The organism is Rhodococcus sp. UYP9 (assembly GCF_040547235.1).
Lineage (GTDB): Bacteria > Actinomycetota > Actinomycetes > Mycobacteriales > Mycobacteriaceae > Rhodococcoides.
Window position 1 is genome coordinate 439,395 of record NZ_JBEPPH010000004.1, and the last position, 13,179, is coordinate 452,573.

At 62.7% G+C, this 13,179-nt stretch carries 12 protein-coding genes; 9 read left to right on the top strand and 3 right to left on the bottom strand.

Translation table 11 applies throughout. The features are described from left to right. Window positions 1-109 precede the first annotated feature (109 nt). The gene (gene secA2, locus ABIB36_RS14810) at window positions 110-2,419 is read left to right on the top strand and encodes an accessory Sec system translocase SecA2 (RefSeq protein WP_354562127.1); all 2,310 of its coding nucleotides are present in this window, start codon (window positions 110-112) and stop codon (window positions 2,417-2,419) included. Here the strand turns inward: secA2 and ABIB36_RS14815 are convergent. Next, window positions 2,416-3,003: a TetR/AcrR family transcriptional regulator C-terminal domain-containing protein gene (locus ABIB36_RS14815; protein ID WP_084346592.1), complete on the bottom strand. Its 588-nt coding sequence runs from the start codon at window positions 3,001-3,003 to the stop codon at window positions 2,416-2,418. The genes secA2 and ABIB36_RS14815 overlap by 4 nt on opposite strands. A 114-nt stretch (window positions 3,004-3,117) precedes the next feature. Here ABIB36_RS14815 and bioB point away from each other — a divergent pair, with 114 nt between their 5' ends. Genes bioB through ABIB36_RS14830 form a run of 3 tightly spaced genes read left to right on the top strand, consistent with a single transcriptional unit; the run spans window position 3,118 to window position 5,006 of the window. Next, window positions 3,118-4,131: a biotin synthase BioB gene (bioB, locus tag ABIB36_RS14820; protein WP_084346755.1), complete on the top strand. Its 1,014-nt coding sequence runs from the start codon at window positions 3,118-3,120 to the stop codon at window positions 4,129-4,131. A 9-nt stretch (window positions 4,132-4,140) separates the two neighbouring features. Further along, window positions 4,141-4,356: a biotin synthase auxiliary protein BsaP gene (gene bsaP, locus ABIB36_RS14825; protein ID WP_084346591.1), complete on the top strand. Its 216-nt coding sequence runs from the start codon at window positions 4,141-4,143 to the stop codon at window positions 4,354-4,356. Window positions 4,357-4,373: 17 nt separating this feature from the next. Beyond that, window positions 4,374-5,006 (top strand): DUF2567 domain-containing protein, encoded by a 633-nt coding sequence (locus ABIB36_RS14830; protein WP_084346754.1) that lies wholly within the window; start codon window positions 4,374-4,376, stop codon window positions 5,004-5,006. Here ABIB36_RS14830 and ABIB36_RS14835 read toward each other — a convergent pair. Then, window positions 4,989-5,684: an NUDIX hydrolase gene (locus ABIB36_RS14835; RefSeq protein WP_084346753.1), complete on the bottom strand. Its 696-nt coding sequence runs from the start codon at window positions 5,682-5,684 to the stop codon at window positions 4,989-4,991. The genes ABIB36_RS14830 and ABIB36_RS14835 overlap by 18 nt on opposite strands. A 151-nt stretch (window positions 5,685-5,835) precedes the next feature. Here ABIB36_RS14835 and nadA point away from each other — a divergent pair, with 151 nt between their 5' ends. The 4 genes from nadA to ABIB36_RS14855 are packed head-to-tail and all read left to right on the top strand — an operon-like array spanning window position 5,836 to window position 9,766. After that, a complete protein-coding gene (gene nadA, locus ABIB36_RS14840) occupies window positions 5,836-6,882 on the top strand; it encodes a quinolinate synthase NadA (protein WP_354562287.1) in 1,047 nt (348 codons plus the stop codon). Window positions 6,883-6,884: 2 nt separating this feature from the next. Then, a complete protein-coding gene (locus ABIB36_RS14845) occupies window positions 6,885-8,513 on the top strand; it encodes an L-aspartate oxidase (protein ID WP_502944943.1) in 1,629 nt (542 codons plus the stop codon). Between the two features lie 2 nt (window positions 8,514-8,515). After that, window positions 8,516-9,382, top strand: coding sequence for a carboxylating nicotinate-nucleotide diphosphorylase (nadC, locus tag ABIB36_RS14850; protein ID WP_502944940.1), 867 nt, complete (start codon window positions 8,516-8,518; stop codon window positions 9,380-9,382). Between the two features lie 12 nt (window positions 9,383-9,394). After that, on the top strand, window positions 9,395-9,766 hold the full coding sequence (locus ABIB36_RS14855) for an RNA-binding S4 domain-containing protein (protein WP_084346750.1): 372 nt from the start codon (window positions 9,395-9,397) through the stop codon (window positions 9,764-9,766). A 388-nt stretch (window positions 9,767-10,154) separates the two neighbouring features. Here the strand turns inward: ABIB36_RS14855 and ABIB36_RS14860 are convergent, their stop codons facing one another. Beyond that, on the bottom strand, window positions 10,155-11,723 hold the full coding sequence (locus tag ABIB36_RS14860; protein ID WP_354562136.1) for an ABC transporter substrate-binding protein: 1,569 nt from the start codon (window positions 11,721-11,723) through the stop codon (window positions 10,155-10,157). Between the two features lie 465 nt (window positions 11,724-12,188). Here ABIB36_RS14860 and ABIB36_RS14865 point away from each other — a divergent pair, with 465 nt between their 5' ends. After that, on the top strand, window positions 12,189-13,112 hold the full coding sequence (locus tag ABIB36_RS14865) for a 3-oxoacyl-ACP reductase (RefSeq protein ID WP_084346588.1): 924 nt from the start codon (window positions 12,189-12,191) through the stop codon (window positions 13,110-13,112). Window positions 13,113-13,179 lie beyond the last annotated feature (67 nt).

Below are 13,179 nucleotides of genomic sequence, written 5' to 3' on the forward strand. Positions count from 1 at the left end.
ATAATTCCCGTGTCCTCCGGTTCACCCGGCCGGGCTTGCCGCTTCAGTAGGCTGGGAGAAAGAAGTGCCGAGGCACCGTTGATTCTTCTTCGTAGGTAGGGATTGGTAGATGGCATTGGGTTCTGATCGACTTTGGCGAGTACTCGGCCGTTCGGCGCAGAAGGGTCAAGCTCGCTCGCGAAGTCGGGTGGACCTGGCGTCCGAGCACGAGGACTGGGCGCGCGGTCTCACCGACTCCGAGCTCACCGCGGCGGCGACATCGCTTCGCGTCGACAAAAGCGAAGACCTCGATGTTCCGCGCTACCTGGCGCTCGTTCGTGAAGCGAGTGATCGCGCTGTCGAGCTACGGCCTTTCGACGTTCAGTTGCTCGCCGCCGTCCGAATGATGGCGGGCGACGTGGTCGAGATGGCAACCGGTGAGGGAAAGACGCTCGCGGGCGCGGTCGCGGCAGGCGGATACGTGCTCTCCGGCCGTAAAGTGCATGTCATTTCCATCAACGACTTCCTCGCCCGACGCGACGCCGCCTGGATGGCTCCGTTGTACGAGATGCTGGGGCTGACGGTCGGGTGGGTCACCGAATCCTCGACGTCCGAGGAACGGCGGAAGGCGTATGCCTGTGACGTCACGTATGCCTCGGTCAACGAGATCGGATTCGACGTTCTTCGTGACCATCTGGTCGACGACATCGCCGATCTGGTAGCGCCGACCCCTGATGTCGCGCTGATAGACGAGGCCGATTCGGTACTCGTCGACGAAGCACTCGTTCCCTTGGTCCTTGCGGGATCGGTACCGAAGGATGTGCCCGCGTCGAAGGTGTTCGAGGCAATTCGCGGCTTGGCGAAGACCGCCGATTTCGACACCGACGCCGACGGCAGAAATGTCTTTCTCACCGACGAGGGCGCAGCCCGGTTGGAAAAAGAATTCGGCGATATAGATCTGTACTCCGAGGAGCACGTCGGTACCACTTTGGTTGCGGTCAACGTGGCACTGCATGCGCAGGTTCTTCTCCAGCGTGATGTGCACTACATCGTCCGAGACGGGAGGGTCCAGTTGATCAATGCATCTCGTGGGCGCGTCGCGGAGTTGCAACGGTGGCCGGACGGTCTTCAAGCGGCGGTCGAGACCAAGGAAGGACTGAAGCCGACGGAGACGGGGGAGATTCTCGACACGATCACCGTGCAGGCTCTGATCGGTAGATATCCGACGGTGTGCGGAATGACCGGCACTGCGCTTGCCGCCGGTGAACAGCTCAAGAAGTTCTACGGGCTCGGTGTCTCGTTGATTTCGTCCAACCAGCCGAACATCCGAATCGACGAGCCCGACCGTGTCTACGACACTGCCTCGAACAAGAACGCGGCGGTGGTGGCCTTCGTGAAGGAGGTTCACGAGCGCGAACAACCGGTTCTGATCGGTACTCACGACGTTGCCGAATCCGAGGACCTGGCCGAGCAACTTCAGAAGCAGGGCGTTCCGGTCGTCGTATTGAACGCGAAGAACGACGCCGAGGAAGCGGGCGTCATCGCAGCTGCCGGCGTGATCGGAGCCGTCACGGTGTCGACTCAGATTGCCGGACGAGGAACCGATATCAAGCTTGGTGGACCCGGTTCCGACGCGAAAACAGCCAAGGACCGAGTAGCCGAACTCGGCGGGCTGCTCGTGGTCGGAACCGGTCGGCACACGACCGAAAGGCTCGACAATCAACTTCGTGGCCGCGCAGGCCGCCAGGGTGATCCGGGACGTTCGGTGTTCTTCTCCAGCTGGGAGGACGACGTCGTGACGGCGAATATCGGACCCAAGGAGCAGCCCAAGAAACACGACGACACCGGGCTGATCACTTCGGCGGGTGTTGCCGGAAAGATCGACCATGCGCAGCGAATAGCCGAGGGCACGATGCTCGAGGTGCATTCGCGGACGTGGCTGTACAACCAGCTCACCGCTGCGCACCGCGACATCCTCGACCGTCGACGTACGACGCTGCTCGCTAGCGCTGAAGCGTTGGAGCTTCTCGCATCCGTTGCACCGGACCGTGCTTCGGGGCTCCGCGCCGAGGTATCGGAGGACACACTGGTCGTGGCAGCGCGTCGAATCGTGCTGTTTCATCTCGATCGGGCGTGGTCGGACTACTTGGCACACCTCGCCGATGTGCGCGAGAGCATCCACCTGCGCGCACTCGGTCGAGAGAATCCATTGGACGAATATCACCGCATCGCTGTCGAGGCGTTCAAGACCGTCTCGGACAAGGCGATGGAACAAGCTCAGGTGACGTTCGAGACGGCCGAGATCACATCCGAGGGAATCGATCTCGACAATGCGGGTCTGCAACGCCCAACGTCGACCTGGACGTACATGGTGCACGACAACCCGTTTGCCTCGAGTGCGGGCAACAGTGCCGGGCTGGGCGCCGTCTTCGGCGGCTAGAGCCGCGCGGAGGCACCCAGATTGTGCCGGACTCCGTCGATGAACAGCCCCAGGCCGAAATCGAATCTGCTTGTCGAATCAGGACTTTCGAACAGCGGGGACGCCTCTTCGGTGAGGGCGCCGACGGAGTCCATCTGCATACGTGACTGCTCGTCGACAGTCTGGCCCAGCACGTAATACAGCAGCGTGTCCGCAGTGAGCTCGGCGTCGCTGCGGCTCGAACCTGCTCGGATGCAGACTGCGGCGAGCCGCTCGCGAACCCGGTTGGTGGTCAGTCGCGACGCATAGGTCGCGGCAACCAGTTCGGCGCCGTCTCGGCGTGAAAGCAAGGCATCGCGCAAGCGGTGGGCAAGTTCGCGCACCTGCTCATCCCATCCGGTACGGGTCGGGGGTGCATCGACGTCGGTGAGAAGGTGATCGGCGATCGCGCCGAGCAGTGTCTGCTTGTTGGGAAAGTGCCAATACAGCGCGCCGGGTTGGACGTGCAGAGACGTTGCCAGCCTGCGCATCGTCAAATCGCCGAGCCCGTATTCGTCGAGGATCGATATCGCGCCGTCGAGGACGTCCGCTCTCCGCAGTTGCACTCGGCACTCCTGTTCTTCGGTTCGGCTTTGACAGTATCCGACCGCCAGCATAACCTGAACGCCGTTCAACTTGAACGGTGTTCAATTATGCCCGTACGACCTAAGGAGCAGTTCGTGACCCAGATATCTGTGCAGTCCGACATTGTCGACAGAGCGCGTGCGCAAGTGCTCGAGAACGGTGAAGGGCTTACACAGAGCCAGGTGCTCGAGATTCTTCGGTTGCCGGAGGAACGGTTGGAGGAAGCACTGGCGCTGGCGCACGAGGTGAGAATGGCCTGGTGTGGACCCGAGGTGGAGGTCGAGGGGATCATCAGTCTCAAGACCGGCGGCTGCCCCGAGGATTGCCATTTCTGCTCCCAATCAGGCCTGTTCGAGTCGCCGGTTCGCGCTGCGCGCCTCGACATTCCCTCCCTCGTGGAGGCTGCCAAACAGACGGCCAAGTCCGGAGCCACCGAATTCTGCATCGTCGCGGCCGTTCGCGGTCCGGATGAGCGACTGCTCGCCCAGGTGGCAGCGGGTATCGAGGCGATTCGCAACGAAGTCGACATCGACATCGCGTGCTCACTCGGGATGTTGACCCAGGAGCAGGTCGATCAGCTTTCCGCCATGGGAGTTCATCGCTACAACCACAATCTCGAAACTGCCCGCTCGTATTTTCCAAAGGTTGTCACCACCCATACGTGGGAAGAGCGTTGGGGCACATTGGAAATGGTGCGAGCGGCAGGAATGGAGGTGTGCTGCGGAGGGATTCTCGGGATGGGGGAGTCGCTGGAGCAGCGAGCGGAGTTCACCGCGGATCTGGCTGCTCTGGAGCCGGACGAGGTGCCACTGAACTTCCTCAATCCGCGACCGGGCACTCCGTTCGGAAACCTCGACGTACTTCCGCCGTCCGAGGCACTTCTGGCTGTTGCCGCATTCAGGCTGGCGCTGCCGAGGACGATTCTTCGATTCGCCGGTGGGCGCGAGATCACCTTGGGTGACCTCGGCGCGCAGAAGGGCATTCTCGGCGGTATCAACGCCGTGATCGTCGGCAATTACCTGACCACTCTGGGACGGCCTGCGGAGGAAGATCTGGACCTCCTCGGAGAGCTTCGGATGCCGATCAAAGCCTTGAATTCGACCATCTAAGGTAAAGGCGTGACTACCGATCAGCGCTACAGCCTGCACACGGGAAAGCCTCTGATCCCCGGTGTGGACGAGACCGTCACCGAGGCGGCTCGGCTAGGTCTGGAACCGCCACGGTTCTGCGCCGAGTGTGGTCGACGCATGGTGGTGCAGATTCGTCCGGACGGATGGACCTCGAAGTGCTCGCGTCACGGATCGAACGACTCCGCGACTTCGGGAAGGCGATAGGGCCAGTGGAATCGACGATGGAATCGGACCGCGCCACCTTCGACGGGGGTGCGGCACCGATACCTCGGTTCCGGATCTTGGCCATCACTGTCGCCGTTGCTGTCGGGGTCGGCGCTCTCGCCGGCGTGTGTTGGGCACTTGCGGCCCCGGCGGAACATCTCGTCGTTCTCGCACCCGGACGGGGTGCGCCGTTGACCGGCGAGAGCCTGCACCGGTTCGATTCGGTCGCCATCTTCTTGTGCATCACCCTCGTCGCAGGTGTACTTCTCCCGGTCGGATTCTGGACGTGGACCGAGCGCCGCGGCCCGGCAATGGCACTGGGGTTGGTGCTGGGGTCCTTGCTGGGGTCGGCAACGACGCTGGGCCTCGGGGTATGGATGTCCGGAATCCTGCACAGCCGACCCGACGATCCCGCCGTCGGATCCGTTGTGGCGCGGGCTGCAGGCATGGAATCCCCGCTCGTGCTGATCGTGCAGGCTCTGGCGACCTCGTTCGTCGTACTTCTCCTTGCCGCCATGAACCCGCACGACAATCTTCGATTCACGCTGCACGACGAGGAACCGGAGCCCGGAGCGAATTCTGTCGCCGAGGGCAGGGCTCCGGGTCCACTGTGGAACGACGAACCTTCTGATCTAACTGGGCGGGCGTAAAGCGGCGAACTCGTCGGTGACGCGCAAGGAAGCGTCGGCGAATCTGTAGAGAGCGGGTGGACGACCTCCTGCCTTGCCCGACGGCGAGGTCTTGCCCGTTGCCTCCAGTACTTTTCGACGCCCGAGTACGCGCTGGAGATTTGTCGCATCCACCTGGTAGTCGAGGGCAGCGGCGTAGATCTCGCGCAACGTGGACATGGCAAATTCGACTGGCGCAAGCGCGAATGCGATGTTGGTGTAGGAGAGTTTCGCGACCAATCGCGTTCGTGCGTGTCGGACGACTGTCCGATGGTCGAAGGACATGTCGGGAAGCCGCGCGACCGGATGCCACTCGGTGTCTTCCGGCAGTTTCGGATCCGTGGAGATCGGGACCAGGCCCAGGAAGGTCGAGGCGATCCGTCGGTCTCCGGGTACCCGATCGGGGTCGCTGAAGATGGACAGTTGTTCGAGGTGGGCGACTTTTCGGACGTCTACCTTCTCAGCGAGCTGGCGGCGAGCGGAGGAGGGGAGGTCCTCGTCGGATTCGAGGACACCGCCGGGCAGCGACCATGAGCCCAGTTCCGGCTCGAGTGCACGCTGCCAGAGCAGGACTCCGAGTTCGGGGCTCTGGCCTGCGGTGAAGGTTCGAACCTGGAACACCGCGATGAGTACTTCATGGACGGTGCTACGATGAATCATGTTTTCGATCATAAGTCGAAAACCCCATCATAGGAAATCCGGACTTTTCGGGCCGGATGATCGGCGAAGGAGTTCCGCCATGGCGAGCAGTGCAACCGGCTACGAGACCAGTGGCTCCACGGCCACTGCTGCGACGGCCAGTGCGTCGACAATGAGCGGCTCCAAGCAGCTGGAATCGAGCTGGGCTGGAGTGTCCGGCATCTTCGACGGACCGGGTGGATACGGCGGCGTGGAGCCGACGCAGGAGTGGGCGGCCGAGATCAAACGGCTTGCGCGCCTGCGGGGAGCCACCATTCTGGCTCACAACTACCAGGTTCCCGCCATCCAGGACATCGCCGATCACGTCGGGGATTCGCTGGCACTCTCGCGGCTGGCCGCGGAGGTTCCGGAAGACGAGATCGTCTTCTGCGGTGTGCACTTCATGGCGGAGACCGCCAAGATCCTGAGCCCGAACAAGACCGTCCTCATTCCGGATCAGCGTGCCGGCTGCTCGCTTGCGGACTCCATCACCGCCGAGCAGCTGCGCGAGTGGAAGTCCGACTACCCGCACGCCGTAGTCGTGTCCTACGTCAATACGACCGCAGAGATCAAGGCACTGACCGATATCTGCTGCACCTCCTCCAATGCCGTCGAGGTCGTCGAATCGATCGACCCGAGCCGTGAAATCCTGTTCTTGCCGGACCAGTTCCTCGGTGCGCACGTCAAGCGGATCACCGGTCGAGAGAATCTCCACATCTGGGCAGGCGAATGTCATGTCCACGCCGGCATCAATGGTGACGAACTCGCCGAGAAGTCTCGAATGCATCCCGATGCCGAACTGTACGTCCATCCCGAATGTGGTTGTGCCACATCGGCTCTCTACTTGGCAGGCGAGGGTTTCGTCACGCCGGACAAGGTCAAGATTCTCTCCACCGGCGGGATGCTCGACGCCGCACGCACCACCGGCGCCAAGCAGGTACTCGTTGCAACCGAGATCGGCATGTTGCATCAACTGCGGCGTGCAGCGCCGGACGTCGACTTTCAGGCAGTCAACGACCGAGCATCCTGCGGCTACATGAAGATGATCACCCCGGCTGCATTGCTGCGCTGCCTCGTCGAAGGTAAAGACGAAGTGCATGTGGATCCCGAGACCGCACACATTGCGAGTAAGTCCGTGCAACGGATGATCGAGATCGGTAACCCCGGCGGCGGCGAGTGACACTGTCCTTCGGGGGGAGGGCCACGCCGGTCTCGATCACGTGGGAGGCGTCGGCCGATCTCGTGGTGGTCGGCGGTGGCGTCGCGGGCCTCAGTGCAGCAATAGCAGCCGGCCAGCGGGGACTGCGGGTCATCACCGTGAGCAAGGGCGGTTCGGCGGACACCGCGACGCAGTACGCCCAGGGCGGGATCGCAGTCCCTGGTTCGGGCGCCTCCGGTGATTCCATCGACGATCACGTTGCCGATACCTGCGTGGCCGGAGCCGGCTTGTGCGACGAGCCTTCGGTTCGTTCCATCGTCTCCGGGGGTCCCGACGCAGTAGCGGCGTTGGAAGCCTTGGGTGCGGTCTTCGACCGAGGCGCCGACGGCACGGTGGCGCGGACGCTCGAAGGCGGGCACTCGAGAAGTCGGATCATTCATGCGGGAGGTGATGCGACCGGTGCCGAAGTGCAACGGGCGCTTGATGTCTCGGGGCAAGCTGTATTGTTCGGTACCGCTGCCGTGTCCGTGCTCACTGCGCGAGGTGAGGTCAGTGGACTGCTCGCATCCTCTGCCGAGGGATTGGGCGTGATCCATTGCCCTGCGGTACTGGTGGCCACTGGTGGAGTGGGTCAGTTGTACTCGTGCAGTACCAATCCGCCGGGCTCGACTGCCGACGGAATTGCCCTCGCGCTCGCTGCCGGTGCGGAAGTGTCGGATCTGGAATTCGTACAGTTCCACCCGACGGTGCTGTTCGCTCCAGGCTCGGAGGGACGACGACCACTGGTCAGTGAAGCTGTACGCGGCGAGGGCGGGCACCTGGTCGATCTCGACGGCATCAGGTTCATGGGCGGTGTCCATCCGCTCGGGGACCTGGCTCCACGCGATGTGGTCTCGCGAGCTATCGCCGAACGACTGCGCATCACCGGGACCGACCATGTTCTGCTCGACGCACGCGCGATCCCCGGGTTTTCCAGACGGTTTCCTACCGTCACCGCCTCATGCCATGCAGCCGGAATCGATCCCGCCGAGCACCTGATTCCGGTCGCCCCCGCGGCGCACTACTCCTGCGGTGGCATCGTCACCGATGTGTGGGGCCGCACCACTGTGCCGGGTCTTCTCGCTGCAGGCGAGGTGGCACGAACTGGTCTTCACGGCGCAAACCGATTGGCGTCGAACAGTCTTCTCGAAGGACTGGTCGTCGGAAGACGTGCTGGAACTGCAGCCCTGGAACGAGTCGGCAGCCCCCGCGTCGATGCCGAACCCGCCCTGCCGTCGATGCGCACAATGCCGCGACGAGAACTACAGGCTCTGATGACCGAGCACGTGGGAGTGGTCCGCGATGAAAACGGCCTGGCCCACACGGCGTCGGTGCTGGGCTCGGCTGTGGACGCGGCATGGACGCACACTGCACGCTCCCGCGATGCCGTCACTCTGATCGAGGATGCAGCACTCACGGTGACCGCATCGGCAGTGGTGAAGGCAGCAGCTGCTCGATCCGAAAGTCGTGGGTGCCATACCCGTCTAGACCATCCAGCACCTTCGGATGCACTGCGGCACAGCACGCGAATTCGTCAGGCCGAGGACGGTTCACTCGAATTCGTATTGTCTTCCAACAAGATACGGCCGCCGGCCATGACAGGAGTGAGTTGACAGTGAGTGCACTGACCGATCAGGGACTCGACCCACATGAGGTGCGTGCACTCATTCGAACCGCCCTCGACGAGGACCTGCGCTACGGGCCGGACGTGACGACTATCGCAACGGTCCCCGCCGACGCCATCGCGTCGGCATCCGTCGTCGCCCGCCAGGCAGGGACTGTGGCCGGGATCGACGTAGGGCTGCTCGTCCTGGACGAGGTCATCGGTGAAGGGGCATACGAGGTTGTCGATCGAGTTGCAGACGGAACCGAAGTCGAAGCCGGACAGTCGATTCTGAGCCTGACAGCGCCGACGCGTTCGCTGTTGACAGCGGAACGGACGATGCTGAATTTGATGTGCCATCTGTCCGGCATCGCCACCACCACCGCGGCATGGGTTGCCGAAGTCGCCGACAGTGATGCGAAGATCCGTGACAGCCGCAAGACCTTGCCTGGTCTTCGTGCGCTGCAGAAGTACGCCGTCCGCGCCGGAGGAGGAGTGAACCATCGCATGGGTCTCGGTGACGCTGCGCTGATCAAGGACAACCATGTGGCCGCTGCCGGCTCGATAGTCGCCGCTTTGCGGGCAGTTCGCGCTGCCGCACCCCATATCGCCTGCGAAGTCGAAGTCGACAGCCTCGAGCAGCTCGACGAGGTACTCGCCGAGGGAGTCGAATTGGTGCTGCTCGACAACTTCGCGCTGTGGCAGACCCAGATGGCGGTCCAGCGACGCGTGAAACTCTCACCGCACACCAAGCTCGAGTCCTCGGGTGGACTGACATTGGATGTGGCGCACGACTACGCGAAGACCGGTGTCGATTTCCTTGCGGTCGGGGGTCTCACTCATTCGGTGACTGTTCTCGACCTCGGGCTCGACATGTAGGTTGTGTTGTCGATGGTCGAAACACAGAGTGTGCGGGTCGACAGTTGGGTCTGGGCTGTCCGGCTGTTCAAGACACGGTCGGCTGCTGCGGCAGCCTGCCGATCCGGTCATGTCCGCGTCAACGGCACCCCGGCCAAGGCCGGGCAACGTATCGGTCCCGACGACGAGATCCGCTTGCGTGTCGACGGCGCGGAGAAGATCGTCGTCGTCACGCGAGCAATCGCCAAACGTGTCGGTGCCGGTGTCGTGGCGGAATGCATGATCGATCGCAGCCCACCGCCACCGCCGAAGGAAGTTCTCGCCTCGCAACCGCGGCGAGACCGCGGTGCAGGACGGCCCACGAAACGCGAAAGACGCGACCTCGACAAGCTCCGAGGTATGTGAGCCGAACTATTTGGTTGTCGACGAAACGGCACCAGAACGTGGAGGTCCGGGCACAGGACGTCCACAACGTTTACGTCGGTTCGACACGATCGAAGCCAATCCGACTTGTGCGTCGTGTGGGAATGACGGCCCCGTAAACGGGCCGCGCCCTGAGTTTGACCGCAGGGGTGGTTCGGGTAGCGCAGCACCGAGCGCTGAACAATCAGCGGTCGGAGTTGGCCAACTTCTCTTTGCTGTGTGCATGACCTGTGGTCGCCGGGGTAAGTGAACACCCTTTTTGCCGAGTGAACCCCCAAGCTCTTTCGAGAGCAAGGGGGTTCACTCGACAAAAAGGGTGTGCGGTCAGCGCGACAGCAGTCCCGAATTCGAGGCGTTCGTCTCGAGGCCCCTACTCGATCCAGGCCTGGTCGAGCAACATGATGGCGTCGAGTGACGGGACTACACCGTAGACGTTGTCGGTCCATGGCACGAAACTGTGACCGGCCGCGAGCGGCAGGAACGGAGCCGTCGAATTGACCTCCGTCTGCAGGTCGGCTAATGCCGCGCGCTTCGCATCGTCGTCCTTCGCTGTCTGGACAGCACTCAGGATTTTGTCCATCGTCGGGTCGTCGACTCCGATGATGTTGTTACTCGAGGTGCTGTTCAAAGCGCTGTACAGGCGCGTGAACGGGGCTGGATCCGCGATGCTGTACGAGCCGGTGGAAATATCGAAGTCTTTGTCGACGTAAAGGCGCTTGACGACATCGGTGACCGATGCTCCGTATTCGATGGTCACGTCGATACCGACCGGCTGCAACATCGCCTGAATGGAAAGAGCCGTGGCCTGTCCGGACTGCGTCTGGGTTGTGAAGTACGTGATCTTCCCGTCGAAGCCGTCTGCTTTTGCCTCGTCGACGAGTGCCCTCGCCTTATCGGTATCCAGCGGCACAGGGGCGATGTCGTTGTGCCACTTGGACCAGGACTGGAACATCTCGGTGCCGGGCATGCCCTCACCGTTCTTGGCGCGCGTGTCGACGACGGTGGGGTCGATGGTCATCTGCATTGCTTTGCGCACCCGTACGTCGGCACCGGGACGGCCCTCGCGTTGGTTGATCTGCACAACGGAGTTGCCGAGGCTGACGGTCTCGAGGTACCCGGGCAGGGTGGCCATGGCAGTGTCCACGGCGTCGTCGTTGATGAGGAACGCCATCTGAATGCCCCCGCTGTTGAGTGCGTCGATCTTGGGCTGGTCATCCTTGATGGCTACGAACTTGAGGGTGTCCAAGTTCGGTTTGCCGTTCCAGTAGTCCTCGCGAGCTTGAAGCACCAGGTCGGCTCCGGGGGCGAGGCTCTCCATCGTGTATGCGCCGGCCCCGATCGGCTTGAACGTGCCGTCTGGCTGATCCGAGCCGGCAGCGACGACCATGCCGTGGCCGAACGCAAGCATGGAAGGGAACTCGGTCCAGGGCTGGTTCATCGTGTAGGTCACGGTGGAGGCGTCGGTGGCCTCGACGGACTTGACGCCGGCGGTGAACGCCTGGCTGTTGCCGCCACGATTCGTATTGAAGCGGTTGGTGCTGGCGACGACGGCTTCGGCGTCGAGCGGGGTGTCGTCGCTGAACTTGACGCCGTCACGGAGCTTCAAGGTCCAGACCGTCGAATCGTCGTTCGCGTCGAGTGATTTCGCCAGCTGCGGCTCGAAGGCTTCGGTGGTTGCGTCGTAGCGGACAAGTAGGTCGTAGACCGCCGCCATCTCGGTGCCGCCCGTGGAACCCGCGGGCTGGGTCTTGGCGGGATCGAGCGTGGAGACTGGGGAGTAGCCGGCGAAGCTCAGCGTGCCGCCCTCAACCGGATCGCCGCCCTTGCCTTGATCGCCGACAATGCCGATAGACCCGGGCGCGGACTGGGCGTCGGTCGAACCAGAGCCGTCGTTGTCGCTGTTACTCGTGCAGCCTACGAGTAACAGGCCGCTGGCCATGGTGGCGATGGCAATAGTGCCAAATCGTCGTTTGCCAGGAAATAGCATCGTGCTCCTCCAGCTTGTTCGGGGCGGTCCATCACGTGATTTCCACTTGATCAAGCGCTTGATTTTCTTGTAGCAGCAGAAGGCTACCAAAAACAGAGGGAGGCCGAGGGGTAAACGAAATCCTACGGATAGCATCCGGACGGAGGCGCGCGCACGGACTGATGACCGTCCGACTTCGGCATGAGTGGCTACGAGCAAACAGCTCTCAACTTCATCACCGCCGATGGCTACTATCGTCAAGATGAATGCCAACTGAACTTGCTGCGCCGCTGGATGGCACTGGGGCATCTCAGGACGTCGCCTACCGAAGCTTCGCCCCGGACAGGGTCGCGTAGACGCTAGGCCCCACGTTGCGGTTGGCCGTAAGACATAAGTGGCTCCGAGACCAATGGTCCATTACCAGCAAGAGGACAAAGCATGCAGAACATCGATCTTTCAGGCCGCTCTGCCATCATTACCGGGGCAGGTTCGGGCCTCGGCCGGGCCGAGGCATTGGGCCTGGCAGCACTGGGTGCAAGCGTCGTGGTCAATGACGTCGGCCCAGCGGGCGAAGCTGTAGCGCGCGAGATCGAGACATCGGGCGGTCGGGCCGTCGCTGTGCTCGGCGACGTCAGTGATTGGTCACTCGGAGAGCGACTCGTCGAGGCCGCGGTAACGAACTTCGGCAGCCTGGACATCGTGGTCAACAATGCTGGCATTACGCGCGACACGATGCTGTTCAACATGACCGAGAAGCAGTGGGACGATGTGATCGCCGTCCACTTGAAGGGACATGCTTCGGTTTCCCGCGCCGCAGCTGTGCACTGGCGATCAGCCTCGAAGGCGATCGGCGGACCGGTGTACGGCCGTGTGATCAACACTGCGTCGGAGGCGTTCCTTTTGGGTGGGGCCGGCCAAGCCAACTACGCTGCGGCCAAGGCTGGCATCGTTGCGTTGACGCTGTCGACCGCCCGTGGGCTATCGCGCTACGGGGTGACGGCGAACGCGATTTGCCCGCGCGCTCGCACCGAGATGACGGCCGCAGTCTTCGGCGAGGGCACGGAACGCGACGGTCTGGACATCATGGCCCCCGAGCGGGTCGCCACGTGCGTCTCGTTCCTCGCCGCCCCGGCCGCGGAGAAGGTCAACGGCCAGGTCTTCATCGTCTACGGCGACATGGTCGCGCTCATGGCGCCACCTGTCGTACAGGAGAAGTTCGTGGCTGCGAACGGGAGTTTCTCGGTGGCTGAATTGGCAGAGCAAGTCGTCCCGTACATAGAGGATCTTCCGGAGGGACAGAGCTACGCGGCGACCAGCATCAACGCGCTGGATACCACTGGAGCGATCGCAGGGGGCCAGTAGCACGGGCGACCAGCGCAGTCGGCCTTTCGGCAGGCAGTATCCGCCACCTCGAAGCGACTTGCAGCAA